This window comes from Methylobacterium sp. Leaf117 (assembly GCF_001422985.1).
GTDB lineage: Bacteria > Pseudomonadota > Alphaproteobacteria > Rhizobiales > Beijerinckiaceae > Methylobacterium.
In genome coordinates, this window is the sequence record NZ_LMNL01000034.1 from 354,402 (window position 1) to 378,367 (window position 23,966).

Consider the following 23,966-nt stretch of genomic DNA (forward strand, 5'->3'; position numbering starts at 1 on the left):
CGCTCCGGGGGCGATGCCGCTGCCTGACATGCAAACGGGCCCCGCCTGCGATGGCGGAGCCCGTTGGGATCGTTCGTGGAGAGCAGCGCCGTCGGTGACCGCGCCGAGATGCGGCGCGGCGACGCGTCCTATTCGCAGACGCGGACGCGGCGGATGTGCTCGTAGCCGTAGGCGTCGATGAAGCCGCGGCGTTCCATGTGGCACACCTCCTCTTCGACATAGACCGGGCGCGGCGCGCGATAGACCGGGCGACCCGGGTAGTAGCCGCCGTCGTTCTGCGACGAGGCGATGGCGCCGCCGATGGCGAGGCCGCCAAGCACGCCGAGGGCGGCCGCGCCGCCCGCCCCGATTCCGTCGCGCGCCTGGGCGCTCGGAACGGCCACGACGGCGACCGTGGCGGCCACCAGGGCCGCGACCAGCGTATTCTTCATAGCTCCGTTCCTTCAATCCCGAAGAGCTTGCGTCAAATCAGAAGCGTCACAGTGAGAGAGAATCACCGAACGGTTGATGAACGGTAAGAGAATCGATGATTGTCAGCCCCCCGGCTGTGCGCTGCCTCACGCATCCTTGAAGATCCTCACTTCGAGATCTCCCTGCCGAGTCCCGTCCCACGCAGGCCCCCGGGACGATCATACCCCTTCGGGCCGCCGCCCGGCACGCCGGGTCAGATCGTTCCGGTCGGTGCCTCCACCAGGGTAAGCAGCGTCCGGCGCAGCCAGCGATGGGCGGGATCGTCGTCATAGGAGGCATGCCACAGCATCGAGACCGCGACGTCCTCCAGGGCCACGGGCGTCGGGCTCACGGTGAGTCCGAGGGCGCCGGCGAAGAAGGTGGCGAGTCGCGCGTGCATCGTGGTCAGGACCGGGGCGCTGCGCACCAGGAACGGCACCGCGAGGAAGCGCGGCGTGGTCACCGCCAGGGTCCGGCTGCGCCCGAGCTTGGCGAGCGCATCGTCCACCACCCCGTGCGCGGTCTCCTTCAGGCTGGTGAGCACGTGGGGAAAGCGCAGGTAATCGTCGAGCGAGATCGGCGGCGACAGCCCGACGAGGTCCGCGTTGAACATGCACAGGTAGCTGTCGCGATAGAGCAGGCGCTGCTTGTGGTGCGTCTGGCCCTCCGAGAAGAAGCCGATGCCGAGGTCGACCCGGTCGGCATCGAGTTCCTGCAGGATGCGGATGCGGTCGATGGAGCGCAGCAGCAGGCTGATGCCGGGCGCCTCCGCCCGCAGATGGGCCAGCAGGCGCGGGCCGATCAGCACCTCGGCGCTGTCCGGCAGCCCGATGGTGAAGGTGCGGGTCACGGTGCGGGGATCGAACTCCGCATCGCGCCGCACCAGGGACTGGATCTGCCGCAGCAGCGTCCGCACCGGCTCGGCCAGCGCCAGGGCGCGGGGCGTCGGCCGCATCCCCTCCGGGGACCGGGTCAGGAGTTCGTCGCCGAACAGGGTTCGGAGACGGGCGAGGCTGCTGCTCATGGCCGACTGGCCGATGCCGATGCGGGCGGCTGCCCGGGTGACGCTCCGCTCCGACAGGAGCGCGTCGAGGGCCACGAGCAGGTTCAGGTCGACCCGGGATAGATCGACGTGATCAATAGTCATTATCGATTCGTTCTGTTTGATCCATGGCGCAACGCACAGCATATTCGCCTCAGAAGCAAGGGCATCGGGCGCCTTGCCCCAGAGCAGAGACCTTCGATCATGTCCGTTCGTACCACACTCCTCACCGCCGCCACCGTGCTCGCCACCCTCGCGGGTGCAGCCCAGGCCGAGCCGATCAAGGCCCGCGCCGGCGGCAGCGTCAGCCTCGGCGACGTGGCCGGCGTCGCCTACTACACCCCCGAGCCCACGGGTTACCGGGTCGTCGTCACCCTCGCCCGCACGGAGAGCGCCGGCCCGGTGCGCTTCGAGACCGTGCTGGTCAACGGCCAGAGCGTCACCCTCTCGACGCCGCGCGACCTCGGCGGCGAGACCCAGGCGATCGAGATCCTCCGCACCGGTGACAGCGTCTCGGTCTCCCGCGCCAAGCCAGCCGTGACCCGCCAAGCCGCGGCCCTGAACTGAGGCCCCGGCCGTGACGGCGCGCGACCTCGACGACGGATCTCCCGGCCCCACAGGCCGGGGGATCCGAGCCCCCGCCGGTCGTCTCGGCGCTGGCAGCGCGGGGATGGACTGCATCGGGATTGAGCGAGGCACGGCGTGATTTTCGGCTGGCCTTATCGGTGGTGCGGGTCACAATGCCACTCCCGAAACGACCCGAGTCTCAGCATGCGCCGTACCCTGCCGATCGCCCTGATGGCCCTGATGGCCGGCACCGTCCTGCCCGCGCGCGCGCTGGAGGGACCGATCCCGGCCAAGCCCGGCGCAACGGTGATGCCCGGCGCAACGGTCACGCCTGGCAATGTGGCACCGGCACCGACCGCCGCGGCCAAGCCGCGGGTGGTCATCGTGGCGACGGGTGGCACCATCGCGGGCGCCGGCGCGGACGCCGCCAACAGCGCGACCTACCAAGCCGCCAAGGTGCCGGTGGACAAGCTGATCGCCGCCGTGCCGGCCATCGCCCAGGTGGCGGACGTGCGCGGCGAGCAGGCCTTCCAGATCGCCTCCGAGAGCTTCACCAACGCGCAGCTCATCGAGCTCGCCAAGAAGATTTCGGCCCTGGTCAAGCGCGACGACGTCGACGGCGTCGTCGTCACCCACGGCACCGACACGGTGGAGGAGACGGCCTACTTCCTCGACCTCGTGGTGAAGACCGACAAGCCCATCGTGATGGTGGCCTCGATGCGCCCCTCCACGGCGATCTCGGCGGACGGCGCCCTCAACCTCCTCGACGCCGTGACCGTGGCCGGCGCCAGGGATGCCCGCGCCAAGGGCGTGCTGCTGACCATGAACGACGAGATCCAGGCCGGCCGCGACACCACCAAGCGCATCAACATCAAGCCCTCGGCCTTCTTCAGCCAGTGGGGCCCCCTCGGCATGGTGGTGGAGGGCAAGACCTACTGGTTCCGCGCCCCGGTGAAGCGCCATGGCACAACCTCCGAGTTCGACATCGACACCATCGACAGCCTGCCCGACGTCGCCATCGTGTACGGCTCCGGCAACATGCACCCGGAGCCCTATACCTCGGCGGTGGCGGGCGGCGCCAAGGCGATCATCCATGCGGGCACCGGCAACGGCTCGGTGGCGGGCTACCTCGTCGACACCCTGAAGGACATCCGTTCCAAGGGCGTGCAGATCATCCGCTCGTCCCGCGTCGGCGACGGCTTCGTCCTGCGCAACGCCGAGCAGCCCGACGACAAGTACGACTGGGTGGTGGCCCACGACCTGAACCCGCAAAAGGCCAAGATCCTGGCCGCCGTCGCGCTGACGAAGACGCAGGACTCGAAGGAACTGCAGCGGATCTTCTGGGAGTATTGAGCAGCGCGGGTCGAGCGTCGACGCCATGGACGCGGCCGTCCTCGACCCGACATGGCCGGTTACCCTCGTCACGTCCGCACTTCAGCGACGATGAGCGGATGAACCGTAATGAAAACGCTGTTTCTACCCGGTGCATCCGGAAGTGCTTCGTTCTGGGGGCCCGTTGCCACCCAGGCCGGATTGGATGGTGTGTTTTTCGGATGGCCGGGATTGGGCGTAGAGTCCCCTCGGCAGGACGTGGACGGGCTGGACGATCTCGTCGCTCTGGTCGCCACTGAAATCCGCGAGCCGGTGGCCATCGTCGCACAGTCGATGGGCGGGATCATCGCGATCAAGCTGGCGCTGGCATTTCCCGATCTCGTCAAGAGCTTGGTGTTGACGGTGACATCCGGCGGCGTGCCGATGGTCGATCTGGGCGGATCGGATTGGCGGCCGGACTACTTCAGGGCCTTCCCACGCGCTGCGAAGTGGATCGCCGATCCGGTCGCCGATCTCTCTTCCGGTTTGCCGTCCATCCGAGTTCCGGTCCTGTTGTTGTGGGGAGACTCGGATTCGATCAGCCCGGACGCCGTCGGGAAGAGGCTGGCTGCTCTCTTGCCGAACGCGCGCCTTTGCATCCTGCCGGGGGCGAACCACGATTTGGCGCAGACACATGTCCGGGCGGTTGCGGACGAAATCAGACGGCATCTCATGGCTGTCGTCGCGCCTCGACCGCTCGTCAACGACTGACCGGCCCTTCACCCGCTCGAATGATCGACAATCGAGGCGCTTCCGCGACGAGCACGCGCGCGGCCTCGCCCCTTCACGTCAGCAGATACCGCTCCGGCTCCAGGGGCGGCGGCGCGGTCTCGCCAAGGGCATCGAGCACGATGCCGTCGATGGTGTGCAGCAGGGCATCGAGCGGCAGGTCGTTCGGCGCCAGGCCGAAGGGCTCCTCCAGTTCGTCACCCAGCGCATCGAGGCCGAAGAACGTGTAGGCCACCAGGGCGGTGGCTACCGGCGTCGCCCAGCCGAGGGAGGCTGCGAGGCCGAAGGGCAGCAGCAGGCAGTAGATCCACGCCGTGCGGTACAGCAGCAGGGTGTAGGCGAAGGGCAGCGGCGTGTTCTGGATGCGCTCGCACACCACCTGGACCTGCGCCAGGGCCGCGATCTTGTGCTCCAGGGCAGCGAACAGGACGTCGGTCAGCGCCCCCCGGCGATAGGCCTTGGCGAGGTCGGTGGTGAGTCCGGCGAGCACCGCATCGGCCGCGCTCGGGTGGCGGGCGAGGCGCTCCGCCTCGGCGCCCGGGAGCCAGGGCTTGGCCGCCGCGGCCACGTCGCCACCGCGAAGCTGGGCGTGGAGAGCATGCGCGAAGGCCGAGAGGCGCCGCAGGGCGCGTCCGCGCAAGGGCTCGTCGGCCTCGCCGGGCAGGAGGGCGCTGAGCAGCCGGGCGAGTCCGCGCGTCTCGACCACGAGGCCGCCCCAGGCCCGGCGCCCCTCCCACCAGCGGTCGTAGCAGGCGCTGTTGCGGAAGCTGAGGAAGATCGACAGGGCGATCCCGATGAGGGTGAAGGGGCCGACGCCGGCAGTGATCGGGAACGCCTCGGGCCAGCGCCGCTCCACCGCCACCACGATCACCGCGATGAGGGTGATGCTCAGCACCTTGGGCGCCACCTGCGGCAGGATCGAGCCGCGCAGGGTGAACAGAATATCGAACAGGCTCGGGCGCGAACGGACGATCATGGAGCCTGTTGTCTCGGATTAGGCGAACCCCGGCAATTGCCGCGCCTCCGCGACGCGCCCGGGTTCGGCAGCCGACTGGCCGCGCAGCCGCACGCGGACGCGGCCTGGGACCGGCCGGGCATAAACGCCCGGCGGGGCACAAACGCCCGCCTCCGGCTCAGATGGAGCACGGGATCGGCTTGGATCGCCGAGGACGCCGCACGGTCGCGGAAGGACCGGCCCGTCGGGCCGGCCCCGCCCTTCAAGCCGCCGAGGCGATCGCCGTCGAGGCCCGGCGGACCTTGCCGGCGCCCTCGAGGAAGGCGTGGGCGTCCTCCTTGCGCTCGAAGACGTGGGGCGCGAGGCCGCGACGATTCAGGGCCTCCTCCATCTTGAGGCGCAGGAAGGCGCTGGTCGCGTAGCGGGTGGTGGTGAGATAGTAGTTGGCCTGCAGGTATTGGATCATGTGGGCGTAGTCGTCGTACAGGTTCTCGTTGATGCGGAACCCGTCGTGATTGACCACGGTGTTGACCCGCTGGCCGGCCTTCTTGCAGGCGCCCACCAGCACCATGCGCAGGTCGTCGAGGTCGCTCTTGGCGCGGGCATGCCAGCCCTCGAGGTTCACGAACAGGATATTGCGCTCGGGGTCGTAGCTCACCCGCTCCGGCAGGTTGAGGTTGAGCAGGTCGGCGAGCAGTTCCATCGGCTCGTCGCGGAACAGGCGGGCATCCATCGGCATCGGCTGCTTGATGATCGGCCGGAAGCCCATATGGGGCAGGATGTCCCGCTCGATGTCGATGCCGGGTGCCACCTCGATGAGCTCCAGGCCCTCGTCGGTGAGCTGGAAGACGCAGCGCTCGGTGACGTAGATGACCGGCTGCGAGCGCATCTGCGCATAATGCCCGCTGAAGGTGATCTGCTCGACCTGGGGCAGGAATTTCTGCGAACGGCCCTCCGTGACGATGCGGAGCTTGCCGTCCTCGATCGCGGTCTCCAGGCCGCCCACCGTGAAGGTGCCGGCGAAGACCACCGAGCGGGCGTTCTGGCTGATGTTGATGAAGCCGCCGCAGCCGTTGAGGCGGCCCCCGAACATGCTGGTGTTGACGTTCCCGTGCTGGTCGCACTCGGCCAGACCCAGGCAGGTCATGTCGAGGCCGCCGCCGTCGTAGAAGTCGAACATCTGGTTCTGATCGATGACGCAATCGGCGTTCGTGGCGGCGCCGAAGCTCGACCCCGATGCAAGCACGCCGCCGACCGCGCCGGCTTCGGTGGTGAGGGTGATGTAGGGTGTCACCTTCTCCTCGTTGGCCACGGCCGAGATGCCCTCGGGCGCCCCGACGCCGAGGTTGACGACGCCGTTCGGCGGCAGCTCGAAGGCAGCGCGGCGGGCGATGACCTTGCGGGCATCGAGCGGCATCTTCTTCATGCCGCTGACCGGCACGCGGATCTGGCCGGCGAGGGCCGCATCGTGCTGCACCCCGTAGTTCATGCGGTGCATCTCGGGCTCGGCCAGCACCACGCAGTCGACCAGGATGCCGGGCACGCGCACGTCCTTCGGCAGCAGGAAGCCGTCATCGACGATGCGCTCGACCTGGGCGATGACGATGCCGCCATTGTTGCGCGCCGCCATGGCCTGGGCGAGGCAATCGAGGGTCAGGGCCTCCTTCTCGAAGGAGATGTTGCCCGACGGATCGGCCGAGGTGCCGCGGATGAAGGCGACGTCGATCTTGGTGGCGGTGTAGAACAGCCATTCCTCGCCATCGACCTCGACGAGCTTCACGATCTCGTCCTGCGTCACGGTGTTGACGCGGGCGCCGCCGTGACGGGGATCGACGTAGGTGTGCAGGCCGACCTTGGAGAACAGCCCAGGCTGGCCGGCGGCACAGGCTCGGTAAAGCTGCGAGATCACGCCCTGAGGCAGGTTGTAGCCCAGGATCTTGTCTTCCTGCGCGGCCTTGGCGACCTTCGGCATGCGGCCGAAATTGGCCGCGATGACGCGGCGAAGCAAGCCTTCGTGATGCAGACGCCCGGTGCCGAGGCCTTTGCTGTCGCCGGCTCCCGCCGTCATGATCAGGGTCAGGTCACGGGGTGCGCCGGTGTCGACGAAGCGCTTCTCCAGGGCCGCGTGCAGCGCCTCCGGGATGCAGCTCTGGACGAAGCCCGTCGTGGTGACCACGTCGTTGTGCCGGATCAGCGCGATCGCCTCGCCGGCCGTGATGACCTTGTTTTTCTTCATGAACCGGGCCGTCCTCCGCGCGCCCACAGCGACGACGAGCGACAGGATTCATCCTGGCGAAAGGCGTGCGGGGGCAGTCTTGTTCTGGGGCGGAAGCGTAAAGACCCGCGCGAAGCTTCGCAAGGGCGCCACTACTATCGCCGCAGTGCAATTATATCTTGGTGCGCTGCAAATTTTTCAATGCAGCCTCAAATTTGACTGGAGACATTCAGCAAGACAGACGCGCAACGGCGGGGAAGGCTCTTTTGTTAGGGTTGCGATGCCTTGCGACGCCATAGGATTATTCAAAATACTCTAGCCCGTCTTCGTCATGCCAGCAGGTAGGTTAGGAGCGCCCGCAACTGCGCCGGGCGAACCGGCTTGTGCATCAGTTGCCCTCCCAGTGCCGCGACCTGCGCGGCGATTTCGGGCGCATGATCGGCGGTGGTCACGATGACCGGTAGGGGGGCCGACATCCGGGCCTGCAGGTGGGCCGCCACATCGAGGCCGCAGGCCCCGTGGTCGAGGTGATAGTCGAGGACGAGAAGGTCCGGCAGGTCCAGCCCCGCGGCGAGCGCCGCCTCCACCCCTGCGAGATCGCGATGAACCGAGACCTCGGCGTCCCAGGCCCGCAGGAGGCGCTCCAGGGCATCGGCGGTGGGCGGATCGTTCTCCACCACCAGCACCCGTGCGCCGGTGAGCCGGGTCGCCACGGGTGGCGCCGGCACCACACGCTCGGGCGGCGTAGGGCTGACCGGCAGGGTCAGGGCCATGCGGGTGCCGCGCCCGACCTGCGAGGTCAGCTCGAGGGGATGGTCGAGGGCCTGCGCCATGCGGCGCACGATCGAGAGACCCAGGCCGAGGCCGGGTTCACCGCCCTCCCCCTCGGCACCGCCGCGGAAGAATTCCTCGAAGACGAGGTCCCGCTCCGCCGCGGCGATGCCGCAACCGGTGTCGAGCACCTCGAGCCGGCAGGATGCGCCACGCCGCCGAACCGCCACCAGCACCCCGCCCGCGCGCGTGTACCGGATGGCGTTCGACACGAGGTTCTGGACGATGCGCTGGAGCATCAGCGGATCGCTGGCCACGACGAGGTCGGGGCCGCGGACGACGAGGCGCAGGCCCTTGCGCGCGGCGAAGGGCCGGAAGCTCGCCGCGATGCCGGCCAGGAGGTCGCCGAGGGCCACCGGCTTGATCGCCGGGCGCACCACGCCGGCATCGAGCTTCGAGATATCCAGGAGGGTCTTGATCAGGTCCTCGATGATCTGCAGGCCGCGCTCGATCCGGCCGGAGATCGCCACCGCCTCCGGCCCGAGGGCCAGGCCGGCCAGTGCCGAGGCCGAGAGGCGCGCCGCATTCAGGGGCTGGAGCAGGTCGTGGCTCGCGGCGGCGAGGAAGCGGGTCTTGGAGCGGTTGGCGTTCTCCGCCTCCTCCTTGGCGGCCACCAGGGCCTCGTTGGAGCGCTCCAGGCGGTGCATGAGGCCGGTCAGCTCCTCGGTGCGGCTGCGGACGCGTCCCTCCAGCATGGTGGCGGTCTGGAACAGCGAGTAGGCACCGCCCTGCTGGTCCATGCTGCGCTCCACATGCGCCATCAGGGCGGCGTTGATCCGCTCCAGCTTGGCGATCCGCCGCAGGTTGGCGCTCTCGCCCGGCGCACCCCCCTGGGCTTCGGGGGACGGGACCGTCACCGGTCCGCTCCGCCCCGCCCGATGGCGATGCCCGTGAAGGTCTGGTTCAGGTGCATCGAACGGTACTGCTCGCCGTAGGTGTCGAAGCCGACGACGTCGTAGCGCCGGTAGAGGTCGACGATGCCGTGGCGCACCTGACGGCTCTCGGCGTCGAGGCGGCGCAGCACGCATTCGAAGCCGATGACGAGGTCGATGCCGCCGAGCGCCGCGTCGAGGCGCGACAGCTCGGCCTCCGTCGCCGCCACGATGTCGCGCGGTCGCGCCAGGGTCAGCACCACGCCCTCGTCGATGGCGCAGAAGAAGCTGAGCGAGCCGTCGGGATTCATGCGCCGGATCGACCGGCAAAAATACTCGCCGCCCACCTTCACGGCGAGGGGATAGGCAGCAAAGCTCATGGGCGACAGACGCTCCGGGTCGAGCCCCACCGCCATGGCGTATTCCCGCGCGGCCGGCTCGGCGTTGAGTTCGTGGACGGTGCGCTGCTCGTCGTCGGAAGCGGTGACCACGAACCGGGTCGCGGTCGGCTCGAAATTGTCGCTCTTGAAGATCTGGATCGGGAAATCCGATTCCACCAGCAGCAGCACGGCGGCGCGCTGATGAATGCCGCCGTCATGCAGCAGCACGGTCTCACGGAAGGTGAGGTCGTCACCGGCCGAGCCGCCCACCAGGGGGATGCCGTCGAGGGCCCAGGCGATGGCCGAGACCACGGTCTCTTCGGCATTGGCGAGCCCGTCGATCAGCGACAGGGCGAAGCGGCGCCCATTGATCGGATCGGCGGATGCCCCGTCGAGGCTCCTTCGCAGAGCGCGCACGCTCGAGGCGGTGCGCTCGACGTCGAGATGGTCGATGGCGTCGAGCAGCGTCGAGACGATGCGGAAGCCGTCGGGCGGAAAGGCGATGACCACGAGGCCGCGATCGAGGCCGCCCGCCGGGGAGATGCCGCCGGACATCGTGCACCCGGCGATGCCCGCACCGGGAAAGCGGGTGGAGAAGCCCCGATTGAGGGTGTCGACGTCGTAGTCGGCCGAGAAGAACGCCACGATCTGGGCGACCCGGCCGGTGCCGATGGCCGCGCCGATCTCCGCCAGCGCCGTTTCGGCGTCGGCGGCGTCGGTCCAGGTCGTGGTGATGCCGCACCGGTGCGTGCGCACCCGCGTCCCCTCTGTCACCCGCGTTCCCTCGCTGCCCGGCGCGGGCCGGGCTTGACGCCCGGTTCTCCGCGATGACACGAGTATGTCGGGCGACCGGTGGCCGCGCAATGCAGCGCCGAACGGCTCCGGCACAGGGGCGCACGCACCGGGCGGAACGGGCATGCATCTCCTCATCGTCGACGATCACCCGCTGTTTCGTGAGGCGCTGGCGAGCGCCGTGGGGCTCGCCTATCCGGACGCGACGGTGCATGAGGCCGATGGGATCGTCGGCGCCTGCGCGGTGCTGGCCCGGCAGCCCGCCACCGAGATCATCCTTCTCGACCTGTCGATGCAGGGGGTTACCGGCTTCGAGGGCCTGCTGGCGATCCGGGCGCAGGCCCCGCGCGTCCCGATCCTCGTCGTGTCGGGCCTGGAAGATCCGCGGATCATCCGCGAAGCCCTCGACCACGGCGCCGCCGGCTTCGTGCCGAAGGCGGTCGACAAGGCGACGCTGACGCGAGCCATCGCCGATGTCCTGGCCGGCGGCCTCTCGGTGCCGGCGAGCCTGCCGGCCGCGCCCCCGATCCCGTCAACGGCCCGCAAGGCCCCGATCGCCGAGCGGGTTGGGAGCCTGACCCCGCAACAGGTGCGGGTGCTGGCGATGATCCGGCAGGGGATGCTGAACAAGCAGATCGCCCACGAGCTTCAGGTCGGGGATTCGACCGTGAAGGCGCACGTCTCTGAAATCCTACGCAAGCTCGACGTCATCAGCCGCACGCAGATCGTGATCGAGACCGCGCTCCTCGACTTCGACCGGATCGTGGCCGCGCCGGAATCGTGAACCGGCGGGCGGAGATCTTTCAAGCGGCGGGGATTTGTCAGGCAGCGGATATTCTTCAGGCAGTAGGCACTTTCGAGCCGCCGTAATGGCCGTCGACGCGCTCGCCGTAACGCGGATCGGCGAAGGGGTCTTCGCCGGGGCCATGCGTCGGGGCGCCCTCCAGGGTGTCGCGGTCGATGTCGACGATGTAGCCGCCGAGTTCGACGCTGTAGGTCAACGCCCGCCAGGGCACCGGGTGATAGCTCTCGCCCAGGCCGAGAAAGCCCCCGAAGGACAGGACCGCGTAAGCGACCTGGCCCGAGACCTTGTCGACCATGAAATTGTAGACCGTGCCGATATGCTCGCCGTCGCGGCGATAGGCGGCCGTGCCTTCGACCTTGTTCGAGGCGATCAGGCGCGAGGTCTCGTCGATGGCGACGCCCTCGGCGGAGGGATCGAGCTCCATCGAGCCGGCGGGACGGATGCTGCGCTCGTTCGGGAGGTCCGTCGGCATGCAAACTCCTCGTGGCTGGGGGATGCGCCGGGACCGGCGCCCGACCGGACAAGCCGCGACCCGCGCGGGGGTTCCAGGACAGGGGCCGGTCGTCAGCTCCGTCTGGCTCGCCCGTGCGGTGTCAGACCGGCGTCAGATCAGGCCCGCATCCGCCCGGGTACCGGGACGGCCTTGTGCCTCCACCGACACCAGCGTGCCCAGTCCGATGATGAGTGCGGCGGCGGCGCCCAGCGAGAGCGTGAAGGCAAGGAGGATCATGACCCTGGATTCACCGATCGCCCTTAAGGTTCGGTGACGGTGCCCACCGGCCGATGTCCCGAATCCGCCCGGGGCCAGGCCGTCTGTCTACCAAAATTTCGACCGATCGTGGAATGTTCTCGGCGGAACCGACCGTTCCACTGAACGAAGCGCTCGGGCTTGAGCGTCGGCCGGCCATCCCGCCTGCACGGGCGACACGCCGCCCGCGCGAGGGAACGGCGGCCTCCGCCCGGGACCTGCGCCTAGACGAAGGCCGCGAAGTCGCCCTAACCTCCTCTGCACTCACATCTTTCGCCCGACATACCCGCCTGGGTCCGATCCGCTGGCGCCGTGGCGTCGGGCGGAAGTACAGACCGCCGAGACCACGTTTCCGCGCACGTGGAGCGGGGTTTGTCGCGTCCCGCACCAGCCCTTCGCCCGCTCTCCGCCAGCCCTTCGCCGGCCCTTCCGTCTGCGCGCCTGTGGATGACGCGGGCGCAGCGGGCGGTTTTCCCTTGGAACGCTCGCGGCACCGCTTAGTTGTTGCACCTATGCGCTGCGAGGCCACGGGCCGTGGGCGTACCGGCGCTCACCGTCGACATCCGGAGGAACATCCCATGGCAAAGAGCACCACGAAGACTGTCGAGAAGGCTGCACCCAAGGCGGCTGAGAAGGACGCTGAGAAGCCGGCCGCCAAGGGCAAGAAGGTCGCCGCTCCGAAGGGTGAAGGCGCCAAGCCCAACGCGCTGCAACAGCCTCTGAAGCCGTCGCCCGAGCTCGCCGCCGTCGTCGGCGACGCGTCGCTGCCGCGCGGCGAGGTCGTGAGCAAGGTCTGGGAGTACATCAAGAAGCACAACCTCCAGAACCCCGAGAACAAGCGCGAGATCCTGGCCGACGACAAGCTCAAGAAGGTTTTCGGCAAGGACAAGTGCACCATGTTCGAAATGAACAAGCACCTCGCCGCGCACCTCAAGTCGGCCTGAACGCAAAATCCGGATCGGCGTCGGGGAGGGGTCGCCCCTCCCCTGGGCCGTCCGGCGATCGAACGCGGCGCCGGGCGCTCAGCGTCTGCTGCCGGCGCGGCGTGTGCGCCGCTCGACTTTGCGGGTCGCCGTCTCCCGCAGGTGGCGCTCGATCTCCCCGTTGGCGCGTCCCCGCATGGCGCGCATCGCTTCGGCATCGTCGAAGGTCTCGGGAAAGCGCCGCGACAGCCAGAGATAGGCGCTGGCGAGCTTCACCGTCCGCTCCTGGTAGACGAGTTCCCCCGCCAGGTTCGCGCGCAGGGCCGGCACCGTCGTGCCCGCCGCCCGTGCCTGGGTCCAGCGCTCCAGCATGCCGAGGGAGACCGGATCGCGCCGGTCCACCGGGCAGACCGAGAACGCGAACTTTTCCGCGATCGGCAGCCGCGCCTTGTCGACCACCCGGGCGATCTCCAGGATTTCCTCCAGGGCCGAGGGCTGGAACGGCGATCCGGCATAGAAGGTGGCACGCGCGAAATGCGCCAGCACCTCGCGCAGGCTGTCCGTGCGCATCTCCTCGGCCACCGAGTTGATGGCGATGAGGTCGGGCCGCACGAAGAAACGGGTATCGGCGGCCGGCGCCGTGGGCGCCCCCGCGAGCGCCGCGCGGATCGGCTCCAGTCCGGTCTCGTCCACGGCGGCGACGTAGCCCTCGTCCTGATGCCCGAAGCGCCCGGCGCGGCCCGCGATCTGGCGGATCTCCGAATTGGTCAGCGCCCGCTCCCCGACCCCGTCCCACTTGCGCACGGCCGAGAATACGACCCGCTTGAGGGGGCCGAGGTTGAGGCCCATGCCGATGGCATCCGTGGTGACCAGGACGTCGGCCTCGCCCGCGCGGAAGCGCGCGGCCTCGGCCCGGCGCACCTCCGGTGAGAGCGCGCCGTAGATCGTCGCCACTCGGTGGCCCGCCGCCACCAGGATCTCGCGATTCTCGTGGACGGCCCTTCGCGAAAACGCCACCACCGCATCACCCGGCGTCACGTCTTCGAGGGGCACCGGCACCTCCTGCAACACCAGGGGGGTCTTGCGCACGAAGGTGACGACCTCGAGGGATTCGTTGGCCGCCTCCGCCGCCCGTCGCACGGCGGCCAGCGCATCGTCCGAACCGCACACCACCACGGTGCGGGCGGCCACGCCGAACAGGGCGTTGGTCCAGGCCCAGCCCCGGTCGGGGTCGGCGATCATCTGGATTTCGTCGATGACCGCGACGTCGACGGGCCGCGTCAGGTCGGCGGTCTCGATGGTGCGGGCGGTGTGGGTCGGGTTCAGGTCGCCGAGGGTCTCCTCGCCCGTCACCATCCCGGCGCGCAGGCCGCGCTCGGCCAGAGCCTCGTAGTTCTCCAGGGCGAGGAGGCGCAGGGGCGCCAGGTAGGTGCCGGTGGGCGCGGCGCGCAGCATCTCCAGGGCCGCATAGGTCTTACCGGAATTGGTCGGCCCCATGTGGAAGATGATGCGTCGGCCGAGGCGTCGGGCCGCGGTGAACTTCTCGATGTAGGCGCCGAAGCCCACCTGGTCGCGCAGGCGGCGCAGGCGCGAATCCTCGCGCGCCACGCTGCGGGCGCGGGCGCGCACGCCCTTGAGCGTGTCGGTCAGGGACTGATTCAGGTTCGGCGAGAGCAGGAAGGCCCGCGACCGCAGCGAGCGGTCGAGATGGTCGATATAGGTCACCGCGTCGGCGCCGACCTCGCGCAGGTCCTCCGCGACCTGGTCGCGCAGGCGCTCCACCGCCCGGCGCAGGGACTTCGCGGTCCGGACCGCGGTTTCAGCGACGGCGGCGCGCAGTTCGTCGAGGCGCCAGTTCGGGTCGTTGCGATGGGCCATCCCGGAGAGGATGCCGGCGATTCCCGTCTCGGGAGCCGCATCGACCCGGAGGTCGAGGCGGCCCCCGTCCAGGATGGGAATCAGGGTCCGGATCGTCCAGGCGATGCTGCCGTCCCGCATCACCGCGGCGCGCAGGGCCGGCACCGCCTTCTTCACGGTGGCGACACCGCCCTCCGAGAAGGCGCGGCGCGCCTTCAGCTCGCGCAGCGCCTTGGCCACCACCGCATCCTCGACGAAGCCGCCATATTCGGGCAGGCCGAGATGGAGCCGCAGGGCATCCAATTCGACGCTCCGGGGCGGCAGGCCGAGGCGCATGGCTACCTCGGCCAGGATCTCGTTCGTCGGTCGCGCGCGCTTGCGGGCCATGGGCTCTCGTCGGGGAGTCGTTCACCGCCACGGACGGGCGACCGGGCCGCGCCAGGGTGCGCGGGACGTGGCCCAAAAAGCAACGGCCCGCATCAGCGCAAGATCCCCACGTCGGCCGGTTGGTGACCGCTTCGTGCGCGGCGCGCCGGTCAGGCGGCGCGCTGGTTGACTTGCCGCTCGGCCATGGCGGTGAGCAGGTGGTCGGTCGCCTTCTCCTCGTCGAGGTTCTGCTGGAGGACACCCGCGCAATCGTCGCGCCCCAGGCGCTTGGCCCAGGCGATCAGCGTGCCGTAGCGGGTGATTTCGTAGTGCTCGACGGCCTGCGCGGAGGCGACGAGGGCCGCATCCAGCACATCCTTGTCGGCGATCTCGCCGGCGACCTCGTTGGCTTCCTCGATGATGCCGTTGATCGCCGGGCAGGTCACGGCCTTCGGACTGTGGCCATGCATCTGAAAGACCTTCTCCAGGCGCTGGATCTGGGTCTCGGTCTGGCGCAGGTGGGTCTCGAAGCTCTGCTTCAGCTCCGGATGCGTCGCCTTGGCGATCATCTTGGGCAACGCCTTCGTGATCTGATTCTCGGCGTAGTAGATGTCCTGCAGGGTGTGAACGAAGAGGTCGTCGAGGGTTTTGATGTCTCGGGTGAACAGGCCCATGCGTGCCTCCACTGGTGTCCGGTGCGGTTTCGAAGGGGCTGGCAATGACCGTCCGGTGCGCCCCTCGTGCTCGCCGCCGCGCGGCAGGTTCGCTGTCCCCTGTGTCGATCGAGCGCGATTCCAGGTTTCGGCAACGCGGAACTTCGACACGGGTGAAGCTTCGACAAACCATGACTTCAGCTGACCGGCCGCAGCAATTTAGGCGAGCACGACATGAAAACCGGTCCTTTGCGCTCCGTGTTCCCTGATGGCCAGGATCAACCATTGATTTGGTCACAGAATAAGTCACTCCATAACTTTTCGAGCGACAACCCAGAGTGGTTTTCAATTACGATTTGATCCAAGTTATTTAACGCTCCGCTTCCTTCTTGTTAACGGGATCACGGGGTTCGGATTCGCGTCGCAGCGCGCAGAGGGAGGCGAGGTTCGCCATGCCCGACGCGGGCGGCTCGACGCGGGCCGTCACCCCTTACGCGTCAACACACGTCAGGGAAGCGAGACGATGCACGAGAATTCCGCCGGACCGGCCGCATTCTGGGCCTCGGTGGCGCACGACGTCACGTCACGGGTCGAGCCGGTGCTGGCCCGAGAAGGCCAGATTCGTGAAGGCAAGGCTCGTGAGGGCAAGGCGCGTGAGGGCAAGGCTCGTGGAGGCCAGGTTCGTGAAGGCCAGGTTCGTGAAGGCCAGGTCCGCGAAGGCGTGATCGAATACCTGCGCGATCTCGAGGCTGTGGCCCTGCGGGAGGGCAGCAGCCGCGAGGCCCTGCAGGTGATCGCCTCCGGCCGGCGCCTGCTCGGAGACCGCAGCGAGGTGCCGGCCGACAAGATCGCCCGCGCAGTGCGAAGCGCCCTGGTCTGAACTCGCTACCCGGGGGGCGCCCCCAGGGCCGCCCGCGTGAAGGCATCGGCGCCGATATCGTCGGTGCCGTTCATGCCCAGGCTCTCGATGAGCCGTCCGCGCGCCCGGCTGACGCGACTCTTCATGGTGCCCACGGCCACGCCGCAGATCTCGGCCGCCTCCTCGTAGGTGAAGTTCTGCGCACCCACGAGCACCAGGGCCTCGCGCTGGCTGAACGGCAGGGTGTTCAGGGCTTCCTGGAACTCGAGCATCTCGACGCGGATCTCCTGCTCGGGCAGGCTCGTGAGGCGCCCCGCCAGGGCACCATCGGCATCTTCCACCTCGCGCTTGCGCTTGCGCTGCTCCGAATAGAACAGGTTGCGCAGGATGGTGAACAGCCAGGCGGTGAGGTTGGTCCCCCGCGTGAAGCTGTCGGCCTTGGTCCAAGCGCGCACCAGGGTGTCCTGCACGAGGTCGTCGCTGCGGTCGAGATCGTAGGTCAGCGAGAAGGCGAAGGCGCGCAGCGCGGGAATCGCGCCGAGCAGCAGATTGCGCATCTCGTCATCGGCGCCCCGTGGGGTACCGACCGGGCTCTGCATCGCGGCGTTCATGAAGATCCTCGCGTGTTGCTGCGGGTGGCCAGATCGGCGAGGAGTGCGTCGAAACGGTCGGGAAGGGGCTGTTGCAGCACCTCGGCGTAGAGGAGGCGCAGGTTGCGGCCGATGCGCCGGCGCGCCTCCGGCGTCATGCCGGTCTGCGAAGCGCGCCGAGGGACGGACAGGGCGCGGGGCACGACACCCGCAGGACCGCCGAGAACCGCCTCTGTCTCCGCCGCGGGGACTCTCGATGCATCGGCGGCGATGCAGAGAGCCGGCGTGCCGGAGAACGAATTGCCGCCCAGGAGGCTCAGGTTCGGTTCGCTCGAATCAGTGCTCATCGCTGCCCATCGCTCGACGGCAGCTTCGGGAGAGCCCGGAGCGCCGTCATTTCGGCCGCCGTGCTACGGCTGCGCGATTTAACGGCCACTGAAAAACGCATTCATCGGATCTTAAGTCTGCGAATGCAGCCGAAAGACCATGCCCTTTATCCGGAAACGATTAGATACAAACTTGAACTCTCAATCAAGCATCACCATGGCAGCGGTATAGTCCACGGATGCTGTCGCTAAGCTGAACCGTACGCCGCCGCGAAGGACCTGTGCACCGGCAACGACCGGCGGCTCACCCGTCCGCACGCTTCGCGTTCGCCGTGGCCCGGCGCTTGCCCGATCCTTGCCTGACGCTTGCCGGGTCTTTGCCCGCCCTTCGTAGCCTCCAGCGGAACTCCCATCCGATGCCGTCAGACGTGCCCGACCTCGACCGTGTCGTCCGCGAGATCACCGACGAGATGCGGGATCGGCAGGACCGCGGCGAGGTGGCGACCTACATACCCGAACTCGCGCGCGTCGATGCCGGGGCCTTCGGCCTCGTGGTGATCGACGCCGAGGGCCGGGTCGCGGCCGGCGGCGACTGCGACGTGCCGTTCTCGATCCAGAGCATCTCGAAGGTCTTTACCCTGACCCTCGCCCTCGGCATGGCCGGCGACCGGCTCTGGCGTCGCGTCGGGCGCGAGCCATCCGGCAGCCCGTTCAATTCCATCGTTCAGCTGGAACGCGAGCGTGGCATCCCGCGCAATCCCTTCATCAATGCGGGCGCCATCGCGGTCACCGATCTGATCCTCTCGGGCCACCAGCCTCGGGAGGCCCTCGGCGAGATCCTGCGCTTCCTGCAGTTCCTGGCCCAGGACCCCACCATCACCATCGACGAGGCCGTCGCGGCCTCGGAACTGCGCACGGGCTTCCGCAACATGGCGCTGGCCAACTACATGAAATCCTTCGGGGTGCTCGACAACCCGGTCGATTTCACCCTCGGCGTCTACTTTCACCACTGCGCCATCGCCATGTCGTGCCGCCAGCTCGCCATGGCCGGGCGCTTCCTCGCCCATTCCGGGCGCAATCCCTCCACGGGACATTCCGTGGTTTCGCCGGAGCGGGCGCGCCGCATCAACGCGGTGATGCTCACCTGCGGCCATTACGACGGCTCCGGCGAGTTCGCCTACCGCGTCGGCCTGCCCGGCAAGAGCGGCGTCGGCGGCGGCATCCTGGCGATCGCTCCCGGCAAGGCCTCGATCGCCGTCTGGTCGCCCGGACTCGACACCTCGGGCAACTCACACCTCGGGCGGATCGCCCTGGAGATGCTGACGAAACGTCTCGGATGGTCGATCTTCGGGGCGTAAAGGACGCTCGACCTCCGGACCGCTACACGCAACAGGGCGCGGGGGCTTGTCCTTCTGACCCTGCGGGGGCTTGTCCTTCTGACCCTGCGGGGGCTTGTCCTTCTGACCCTGCGGGGGCTTGCCGCTTCAGCGCATCGAGATAGGCGCGCAGCAGGGTGACGCGCCTGGGCCGGAAGCTGGTGCCGGCGGCTTCGGCAGCGGCGATCCGGTCCGCACGGAACATCCTGTGCGCCCCGCGCAGGCGGCACCACGGGAGGACCACGAGCTTTCGGTCGAGATAGACGATCGCGAGCGGCCAAATCGTGCGCTCGGTTGAGCCTTTCGTCCTTGTCGGCGTAGCGGATCGTCACCGCCCCCTCGCGCCAGCAGCCCTCCCGGATCGTCGCCAGCACGACCGAGGGCGCGAAGCGCGCCTCGGAGCGGCGAACCCGGGAGACGGCATGAGGCAGGTGCTGCTGGCTCGCATCCGGCAGGGTCGCCGCCACCTTGGCCACTACCGCCTCGGCCGCTCGCGCCAGGGCCGGCCCCCCCATGTGCCGCACCGCCGACAGGCCGAGCACCAGGGCCTCGATCTCGATCCGGTCAAAGATCTGAGGCGGCAGCGCTCCATCCTCGATCAGGCGATAGCCGTAGCCACGCTCGTGCTCGATCCGGGCTCCGGCTGCCGGACCTGCTGCGGCACTCGCCCTATGCGTGATTCGACAAGTCCGGCGACCCACTCCTCGACGCCTGGATCGACCGCTGCACGGATCGCCCCAGCGCACGCTTGTCTGCCGACTTCGGCGCGCGGTGTCTGGCCACGGCCCAACTGGCCTGGCCGCATCCGGCGCAAAGGTGCCAGCGAAAGGATTTAGCGCCTGCGAAACAGGCAAAAAAGAAGGCCCGCCGCAGGTGATGCGACGGGCCGTGATTTTAAATCGAGCAAATATCTACGGAAATCGCCTAAATCTTAGGCGGCGGCCTTCTGACTGGTCTCGGTCGGAACCGACGAGATCGTCTTCAGGATCTGCGAAGCGATCTGGTAGGGGTCCCCCTGGCTGTTGGGCCGGCGGTCTTCCAAATAGCCCTTGTACGCGTTGTTGACGAAGCTGTGCGGCACGCGGATCGAGGCGCCGCGATCGGCGACGCCGTAGCTGAACTGGTCGATGGCCGCGGTCTCGTGCTTGCCGGTCAGGCGCATGTGGTTGTCGGGGCCATAGACGGCGATGTGGTCGTCAAGGTTCTCCTTGAAGGCCGCCATCAACGCCTCGAAATAGGCCTGTCCGCCCACCGTGCGCATGTGCTCGGTCGAGAAGTTGGCATGCATGCCGGAGCCGTTCCAGTCGGTCGCGCCGAGCGGCTTGCAATGGTATTCGACGTCGATCTCGTATGACTCGCACAGGCGCTGGAGCAGGTAGCGGGCGACCCACATCTCGTCGGCGGCCTTTTTGGAGCCCTTGCCGAAGATCTGGAACTCCCACTGACCCTTGGCCACCTCGGCGTTGATGCCCTCGTGGTTGATGCCGGCGTCGAGGCAGAGGTCGAGGTGCTCCTCGACGATCTTGCGGGCGATGCTGCCGACTTCCTTGTAGCCGACGCCGCAATAGTACGGGCCCTGCGGAGCCGGGTATCCGGCGGCGGGGAAGCCGAGCGGGCGGCCGTCCTTGTAGAAGAAATACTCCTGCTCGAAGCCGAACCAGGCGCCGTCATCGTCCAGGATGGTGGCGCGCTTGTTCGATGCGTGCGGCGTGACGCCATCGGGCATCATGACTTCGCACATCACCAGCACGCCGTTCTTGCGGGTGGAATCGGGGAAGTGCCGCACGGGCTTGAGCATGCAGTCGGAGCTGCCGCCCTCGGCCTGCATCGTCGAGCTGCCGTCGAAGCCCCAGAGCGGAAGCTGCTCGAGCGTCGGGAACCCGTCGAACTCCTTGATCTGGGTCTTGCCGCGCAGGTTCGGCACCGGGGTGTAGCCGTCGAGCCAGATATACTCGAGTTTGTATTTCGTCATGCCGAGCCTCTCGTCCTGTAGCGATGCGACATCCGAGGACACCTGAGCGGATGCGCAGCCATCGCTGGCTGGGCCGGCCTAAGCAACGATCGCGCCAGACGTTCCGGAACCCGGGATGCGGCAAATGGACCATAACAACCGGCGTGAGATTTCCTTAACGGGTTCCCACTAGCGCTGGCAGGATCAGGAGATCGCGATGCGCAGACAGGTCGGGAGCATGCTCGCGGGCGCCGCCCTGATCGCCGCCATGGCGTCGGGGTTCGGCATCGGGTCCTTGGGGGCGGGCGAGCCGAGGGGAACCAGGGCCGGCACGGTGCAGGCCGAGGCTGCGGCCCTGCGCGAAACCTATCGACGCGTCGACGAGCCGGTCCATCCGGCGAACAATCCCTACAGCGCCGCGAAATCCGAACTCGGTCAGCGCCTGTTCTTCGATCCGCGGCTTTCGGGCGGTGGCACGATGAGTTGCGCCAGTTGCCACATTCCGTCCCGGTCGTGGAGCGATGGCCGGCCGCGCGGCATCGGCGAGACCGGTGCGGCGATGAAGGTGCGCACGCCGACCCTCCTCGACGTCGCCCAGATCCCGATCTTGGGGTGGGACGGCAAGTTTCGCGATCTCGAGAATGTCGCCTTCACGCCGATCACGAGCGCGAGCGCGATGAACCTGCCCGAAGACACGCTGATGCAGCGCCTCCGGGCCGAGCCCACTTACGTCCGGGCCTTCGCCGACGCCTTCCCGGATCACACCACGGCAGCCTCCGCCCCCGGCGCTCCCCCTGAAAGCGCGATCAGCCGCCGCACCGTCGAGCTGGCCCTGGCCACCTTCCAGCGCTCCATCGTATCCGGCGAAGCCCCGTTCGACCGCTGGGTCGCCGGAAACGAGGACGCCATCAGCCCGAGCGCAAAGGCCGGCTTCGCGGTGTTCAACGGCAAGGGCCAGTGCGCGGCCTGCCATTCCGGCTGGACCTTCACCGACGGCTCCTTCCACGACATCGGCGCCGGCACCGGTGGCGACATCGGCCGGGCCGCGTTCTTCCCGGACTCGGAGCAGCTGCGCTACGCCTTCAAGACCCCGACCCTGCGCGATGTCGCCGAGCGCGGGCCCTACATGCACGACGGTTCGCTGCAGTCTCTGCAAGAGGTCATCGATCTCTACGATCGCGGCGGCATCGACCGGCCGAGCCGCTCGCCCGCAATTCGGCCGCTCGGCCTGACCGATACCGAGAAGCAGGACCTGATCGCCTTCCTGACCTCCCTGACGGCCGATGGTCCGGCGGCCGCCGCTCCCCAGCATCGCCTCAACTGACGACGCGCCCCTCCGACGAAGCTCGCCCTCAGCGGAACAGCGGCAGGCTCGCGCCCAGAAGTCCGAGTCCTCCGACGAGCAGGCGCCCGGACCAGAGTTCGAGACGATCGGCCCGGTCCGGTCTCCGCGTGGCCGCGTAGGACAGGCCCGTTCCAAGCATCAGGCTCGACAGGCTCAAAGCTGCGATCATCGGGCCCTTCGGACGAAACGGCAGGTCATGGTTCTTGTCTAACTTTGCCAAGCTTGGCAGGCCAGTTGTCGCCATAGCCTTTCGTTCGCCACCGTCATCAAACTCTGACCGCCGAGGGTCGGATGCGAGGAATACTTCGCGATCGCTGTGAATCAGGGCCCGGACAAGTTAACCATTTGGTAAGATCCGTTAACGAATTCCTTCCGCGAAAGAACAAAGACGCGTAGTTTTTACCGACCGGCAAGCCCCCGCGCCGGCGTCGTGAACAAGGCCTCCCCCATGCACCCTGGAAGACGCTGGCTGCCGCATGGCGCAGTCATGATGACGACGACGCTCCTCACCCTCGCCGGCACGAATGCCGCGATGGCGCACGTCAAATGGTTCTGTGCCTACGATCTCGTCGGCGCCCCGCGCGGCCTCGACGAAGTCCTGTGCTCGGATTTCGAGAAGCTGGTCGGCCTCTCGGTCCTCGCCCTGCTGGTGGGGGGGCTCCTCGAGGGAACGGTGCTGGGGGCAGCACTGATCCGATCCCTCGACCGCACCACCGCCTGGGCGCGCGCCAACACCGAACTGATGTTCCGGGCGGTACTGGGCGCCTTCTTCGTCGCGCTCTGGACGCTGGGCGGCGTTATCCTGACTCCGGAGCTGAAGACCGCCAACACCGCCCTGCCCTGGTTCCAGCTCGCCATCGCCGCCGGGTTCCTGTGGCGCCGGACAATGCCTTTCTCGGCCCTGGGGATCGTCGTGCTGTTCGCCACCGCGGTGGCCGAGTACGGCGCATTCCACCTCGCCGACTATCCGATCTTCCTCGGACTCGCCGGCTATTGCGCCCTGACCGGCCTCGGCCGCGCGCTGCCCGGAAACGTCCGGCCGCTCGATCTCGTGCGCTACACCGCCGCCGTGACCCTGATGTGGGCCTCGGTCGAGAAATGGGCCTATCCCCAATGGTCCTACCCGCTCTTCATCGAACATCCCGCCATGACACTCGGGTTCACGGGCGAGTTCTTCATGAAGGCCGCCGGGGCGGTGGAGTTCGCGCTCGCCTTCGCCCTGGTCTGCACGCCGCTCGTCCGCCGGGTCGCCGCGATCCTGCTGGCCGCCACCTTCGTCACGGCGATCTTCGAGTTCGGGAAGATCGACGCGATCGGCCATGCCCCGATCATCGTCGCCATGGTGGCGATCGCCGCCGACAACGCCACGGCGCCCTACCGCCTGCGCAGCCTGGCCCTGACGCCCGTGGGCTTCGGGGCGGCCCTCGCGGCCTTCATCGGGCTCTACTACGGCGCCCATGCGCTGCTGCAGGGCTCGACCGTGCTTTAGAGAGTGTCCGGGATCAGCGGAAACTGGTTATCCCGACACGACAAACGAAAGACTCTCGCGGCCGAGACCGCCTCGGCGGCGGGAGGCGGAAGGCTCCCGCGGGACCTCAGTGGCCGTCGACGCGGACGGTCAGGCGCATCTTGGGATGGATGCCGCACAGGACCGCGAAGGTCCCGGGTACGGTAAAGACCACCTGTGTCCTGCTTCCGGGCTTCAGGTCCCCGGAATCGAAGCTGAAGTCGGGCGCGTCGATGTAGACGTGGTGGAGGAGGTCGCCATCGTCGTTGACGATCTCCACCCGCGCGCCCCGCGACACGTTCAGGGCGTTCGGCTGGAAGGCGCGCCCCTTCTGCGACACGTGCAGGCTCGGAGTTCCGACGGCCGCCAGAGCGAGGCCGGCGCTGGCCGCCCCCAGAAATCCGAACGCCACGCAGAATGAGGTCAGGCGCCGCATCCGTTCTCCATCCGCTCGTG

24 protein-coding genes and 1 pseudogene are annotated in these 23,966 nt (G+C 68.2%); 9 read left to right on the plus strand and 16 right to left on the minus strand.

Translation table 11 applies throughout. The features are described from left to right. Positions 1-128 precede the first annotated feature (128 nt). Both ASF57_RS16220 and ASF57_RS16225 read right to left on the minus strand, forming a co-directional pair. Complete coding sequence (locus tag ASF57_RS16220) at positions 129-431, minus strand: hypothetical protein (RefSeq protein WP_056485072.1); 303 nt, start codon at positions 429-431, stop codon at positions 129-131. Between the two features lie 233 nt (positions 432-664). Then, entirely contained in the window at positions 665-1,597 is a 933-nt protein-coding gene (locus ASF57_RS16225; RefSeq protein WP_056485074.1) for a LysR family transcriptional regulator, read from the minus strand. A gap of 99 nt (positions 1,598-1,696) precedes the next feature. Here ASF57_RS16225 and ASF57_RS16230 point away from each other — a divergent pair, with 99 nt between their 5' ends. The 3 genes from ASF57_RS16230 to ASF57_RS16240 all read left to right on the plus strand — a co-directional run bounded on the left by ASF57_RS16230 (position 1,697) and on the right by ASF57_RS16240 (position 4,141). Next, the gene (locus tag ASF57_RS16230) at positions 1,697-2,059 is read left to right on the plus strand and encodes a hypothetical protein (protein ID WP_056485076.1); all 363 of its coding nucleotides are present in this window, start codon (positions 1,697-1,699) and stop codon (positions 2,057-2,059) included. Between the two features lie 204 nt (positions 2,060-2,263). Further along, positions 2,264-3,412 carry a type II asparaginase gene (locus tag ASF57_RS16235; protein ID WP_082504048.1) on the plus strand — a complete coding sequence of 383 codons (1,149 nt, stop codon included), beginning with the start codon at positions 2,264-2,266 and terminating at the stop codon, positions 3,410-3,412. Positions 3,413-3,520: 108 nt separating this feature from the next. Further along, a complete protein-coding gene (locus ASF57_RS16240; RefSeq protein ID WP_056485081.1) occupies positions 3,521-4,141 on the plus strand; it encodes an alpha/beta hydrolase in 621 nt (206 codons plus the stop codon). 73 nt (positions 4,142-4,214) lie between these two features. Here ASF57_RS16240 and ASF57_RS16245 read toward each other — a convergent pair whose 3' ends face one another. The 4 genes from ASF57_RS16245 to ASF57_RS16260 form a co-directional block, all read right to left on the minus strand. Continuing rightward, positions 4,215-5,135 carry a bestrophin family protein gene (locus ASF57_RS16245; protein WP_056485083.1) on the minus strand — a complete coding sequence of 307 codons (921 nt, stop codon included), beginning with the start codon at positions 5,133-5,135 and terminating at the stop codon, positions 4,215-4,217. A 241-nt stretch (positions 5,136-5,376) separates the two neighbouring features. Continuing rightward, complete coding sequence (locus ASF57_RS16250; protein WP_056181840.1) at positions 5,377-7,350, minus strand: CoA-transferase; 1,974 nt, start codon at positions 7,348-7,350, stop codon at positions 5,377-5,379. A 308-nt stretch (positions 7,351-7,658) separates the two neighbouring features. After that, a complete protein-coding gene (locus tag ASF57_RS16255) occupies positions 7,659-8,921 on the minus strand; it encodes a hybrid sensor histidine kinase/response regulator (protein ID WP_082504142.1) in 1,263 nt (420 codons plus the stop codon). 92 nt (positions 8,922-9,013) lie between these two features. After that, positions 9,014-10,186: an FIST N-terminal domain-containing protein gene (locus tag ASF57_RS16260; protein WP_056181847.1), complete on the minus strand. Its 1,173-nt coding sequence runs from the start codon at positions 10,184-10,186 to the stop codon at positions 9,014-9,016. Positions 10,187-10,328: 142 nt separating this feature from the next. Here ASF57_RS16260 and ASF57_RS16265 point away from each other — a divergent pair, with 142 nt between their 5' ends. After that, positions 10,329-10,988, plus strand: coding sequence for a response regulator transcription factor (locus ASF57_RS16265; protein WP_082504051.1), 660 nt, complete (start codon positions 10,329-10,331; stop codon positions 10,986-10,988). A 55-nt stretch (positions 10,989-11,043) separates the two neighbouring features. On the opposite strand, the gene ASF57_RS16270 is transcribed toward ASF57_RS16265, so the two are convergent. Both ASF57_RS16270 and ASF57_RS27295 read right to left on the minus strand, forming a co-directional pair. Further along, positions 11,044-11,481 carry a PRC-barrel domain-containing protein gene (locus ASF57_RS16270; RefSeq protein WP_056485090.1) on the minus strand — a complete coding sequence of 146 codons (438 nt, stop codon included), beginning with the start codon at positions 11,479-11,481 and terminating at the stop codon, positions 11,044-11,046. A 132-nt stretch (positions 11,482-11,613) separates the two neighbouring features. Next, positions 11,614-11,739, minus strand: a complete 126-nt coding sequence (locus ASF57_RS27295; RefSeq protein ID WP_274533543.1) for a hypothetical protein — start codon at positions 11,737-11,739, stop codon at positions 11,614-11,616. A gap of 596 nt (positions 11,740-12,335) precedes the next feature. Here ASF57_RS27295 and ASF57_RS16275 point away from each other — a divergent pair. Next, positions 12,336-12,701, plus strand: a complete 366-nt coding sequence (locus ASF57_RS16275; RefSeq protein ID WP_056485092.1) for an SWIB/MDM2 domain-containing protein — start codon at positions 12,336-12,338, stop codon at positions 12,699-12,701. 78 nt (positions 12,702-12,779) lie between these two features. Here the strand turns inward: ASF57_RS16275 and ASF57_RS16280 are convergent, their stop codons facing one another. Both ASF57_RS16280 and ASF57_RS16285 read right to left on the minus strand, forming a co-directional pair. Next, entirely contained in the window at positions 12,780-14,924 is a 2,145-nt protein-coding gene (locus ASF57_RS16280; protein WP_056485094.1) for a helicase-related protein, read from the minus strand. A 149-nt stretch (positions 14,925-15,073) separates the two neighbouring features. Next, a complete protein-coding gene (locus ASF57_RS16285; RefSeq protein ID WP_056181863.1) occupies positions 15,074-15,577 on the minus strand; it encodes a ferritin-like domain-containing protein in 504 nt (167 codons plus the stop codon). Between the two features lie 502 nt (positions 15,578-16,079). On the opposite strand from ASF57_RS16285, the gene ASF57_RS16290 reads away from it, so the two are divergent. Beyond that, positions 16,080-16,436: a hypothetical protein gene (locus ASF57_RS16290; protein WP_056485096.1), complete on the plus strand. Its 357-nt coding sequence runs from the start codon at positions 16,080-16,082 to the stop codon at positions 16,434-16,436. Between the two features lie 5 nt (positions 16,437-16,441). Here the strand turns inward: ASF57_RS16290 and ASF57_RS16295 are convergent, their stop codons facing one another. Then, on the minus strand, positions 16,442-17,026 hold the full coding sequence (locus ASF57_RS16295) for a sigma-70 family RNA polymerase sigma factor (RefSeq protein WP_056485098.1): 585 nt from the start codon (positions 17,024-17,026) through the stop codon (positions 16,442-16,444). Then, on the minus strand, positions 17,023-17,352 hold the full coding sequence (locus ASF57_RS27010) for a NepR family anti-sigma factor (protein ID WP_156376185.1): 330 nt from the start codon (positions 17,350-17,352) through the stop codon (positions 17,023-17,025). Before ASF57_RS27010 ends, ASF57_RS16295 begins: the two co-directional genes overlap by 4 nt. Positions 17,353-17,759: 407 nt before the next feature. Here ASF57_RS27010 and ASF57_RS16305 point away from each other — a divergent pair, with 407 nt between their 5' ends. After that, the gene (locus tag ASF57_RS16305; protein WP_056182011.1) at positions 17,760-18,689 is read left to right on the plus strand and encodes a glutaminase; all 930 of its coding nucleotides are present in this window, start codon (positions 17,760-17,762) and stop codon (positions 18,687-18,689) included. A 22-nt stretch (positions 18,690-18,711) separates the two neighbouring features. Here the strand turns inward: ASF57_RS16305 and ASF57_RS24910 are convergent. Both ASF57_RS24910 and ASF57_RS16310 read right to left on the minus strand, forming a co-directional pair. Next, positions 18,712-19,354: pseudogene (locus ASF57_RS24910) on the minus strand (WYL domain-containing protein); the annotation flags it as partial. Between the two features lie 284 nt (positions 19,355-19,638). Continuing rightward, positions 19,639-20,679, minus strand: coding sequence for a glutamine synthetase beta-grasp domain-containing protein (locus tag ASF57_RS16310; protein WP_056181877.1), 1,041 nt, complete (start codon positions 20,677-20,679; stop codon positions 19,639-19,641). A 196-nt stretch (positions 20,680-20,875) separates the two neighbouring features. On the opposite strand from ASF57_RS16310, the gene ASF57_RS16315 reads away from it, so the two are divergent. Then, entirely contained in the window at positions 20,876-21,982 is a 1,107-nt protein-coding gene (locus tag ASF57_RS16315) for a cytochrome c peroxidase (RefSeq protein ID WP_082504053.1), read from the plus strand. 28 nt (positions 21,983-22,010) lie between these two features. On the opposite strand, the gene ASF57_RS26480 is transcribed toward ASF57_RS16315, so the two are convergent. After that, positions 22,011-22,172, minus strand: coding sequence for a hypothetical protein (locus ASF57_RS26480; RefSeq protein ID WP_200935883.1), 162 nt, complete (start codon positions 22,170-22,172; stop codon positions 22,011-22,013). A 318-nt stretch (positions 22,173-22,490) separates the two neighbouring features. Here ASF57_RS26480 and ASF57_RS16320 point away from each other — a divergent pair, with 318 nt between their 5' ends. Next, positions 22,491-23,492 (plus strand): hypothetical protein, encoded by a 1,002-nt coding sequence (locus ASF57_RS16320; protein ID WP_056485100.1) that lies wholly within the window; start codon positions 22,491-22,493, stop codon positions 23,490-23,492. A 106-nt stretch (positions 23,493-23,598) separates the two neighbouring features. On the opposite strand, the gene ASF57_RS16325 is transcribed toward ASF57_RS16320, so the two are convergent. Next, complete coding sequence (locus ASF57_RS16325) at positions 23,599-23,946, minus strand: cupredoxin domain-containing protein (RefSeq protein ID WP_056485102.1); 348 nt, start codon at positions 23,944-23,946, stop codon at positions 23,599-23,601. Between the last annotated feature and the right edge of the window lie 20 nt (positions 23,947-23,966).

Coding starts and splice junctions, on each gene's coding strand:
- ASF57_RS16220 (WP_056485072.1), bottom strand. CDS start 431: ATGAAGAATACGCTGGTCGCGGCCCTGGTGGCCGCCACGGTCGCCGTC.
- ASF57_RS16225 (WP_056485074.1), bottom strand. CDS start 1,597: ATGACTATTGATCACGTCGATCTATCCCGGGTCGACCTGAACCTGCTC.
- ASF57_RS16230 (WP_056485076.1), top strand. CDS start 1,697: ATGTCCGTTCGTACCACACTCCTCACCGCCGCCACCGTGCTCGCCACC.
- ASF57_RS16235 (WP_082504048.1), top strand. CDS start 2,264: ATGCGCCGTACCCTGCCGATCGCCCTGATGGCCCTGATGGCCGGCACC.
- ASF57_RS16240 (WP_056485081.1), top strand. CDS start 3,521: ATGAAAACGCTGTTTCTACCCGGTGCATCCGGAAGTGCTTCGTTCTGG.
- ASF57_RS16245 (WP_056485083.1), bottom strand. CDS start 5,135: ATGATCGTCCGTTCGCGCCCGAGCCTGTTCGATATTCTGTTCACCCTG.
- ASF57_RS16250 (WP_056181840.1), bottom strand. CDS start 7,350: ATGAAGAAAAACAAGGTCATCACGGCCGGCGAGGCGATCGCGCTGATC.
- ASF57_RS16255 (WP_082504142.1), bottom strand. CDS start 8,921: ATGGCGCATGTGGAGCGCAGCATGGACCAGCAGGGCGGTGCCTACTCG.
- ASF57_RS16265 (WP_082504051.1), top strand. CDS start 10,329: ATGCATCTCCTCATCGTCGACGATCACCCGCTGTTTCGTGAGGCGCTG.
- ASF57_RS16270 (WP_056485090.1), bottom strand. CDS start 11,481: ATGCCGACGGACCTCCCGAACGAGCGCAGCATCCGTCCCGCCGGCTCG.
- ASF57_RS27295 (WP_274533543.1), bottom strand. CDS start 11,739: ATGATCCTCCTTGCCTTCACGCTCTCGCTGGGCGCCGCCGCCGCACTC.
- ASF57_RS16275 (WP_056485092.1), top strand. CDS start 12,336: ATGGCAAAGAGCACCACGAAGACTGTCGAGAAGGCTGCACCCAAGGCG.
- ASF57_RS16280 (WP_056485094.1), bottom strand. CDS start 14,924: ATGGCCCGCAAGCGCGCGCGACCGACGAACGAGATCCTGGCCGAGGTA.
- ASF57_RS16285 (WP_056181863.1), bottom strand. CDS start 15,577: ATGGGCCTGTTCACCCGAGACATCAAAACCCTCGACGACCTCTTCGTT.
- ASF57_RS16290 (WP_056485096.1), top strand. CDS start 16,080: ATGCACGAGAATTCCGCCGGACCGGCCGCATTCTGGGCCTCGGTGGCG.
- ASF57_RS16295 (WP_056485098.1), bottom strand. CDS start 17,026: ATGAACGCCGCGATGCAGAGCCCGGTCGGTACCCCACGGGGCGCCGAT.
- ASF57_RS27010 (WP_156376185.1), bottom strand. CDS start 17,352: ATGAGCACTGATTCGAGCGAACCGAACCTGAGCCTCCTGGGCGGCAAT.
- ASF57_RS16310 (WP_056181877.1), bottom strand. CDS start 20,679: ATGACGAAATACAAACTCGAGTATATCTGGCTCGACGGCTACACCCCG.
- ASF57_RS16315 (WP_082504053.1), top strand. CDS start 20,876: ATGCGCAGACAGGTCGGGAGCATGCTCGCGGGCGCCGCCCTGATCGCC.
- ASF57_RS26480 (WP_200935883.1), bottom strand. CDS start 22,172: ATGATCGCAGCTTTGAGCCTGTCGAGCCTGATGCTTGGAACGGGCCTG.
- ASF57_RS16320 (WP_056485100.1), top strand. CDS start 22,491: ATGATGACGACGACGCTCCTCACCCTCGCCGGCACGAATGCCGCGATG.
- ASF57_RS16325 (WP_056485102.1), bottom strand. CDS start 23,946: ATGCGGCGCCTGACCTCATTCTGCGTGGCGTTCGGATTTCTGGGGGCG.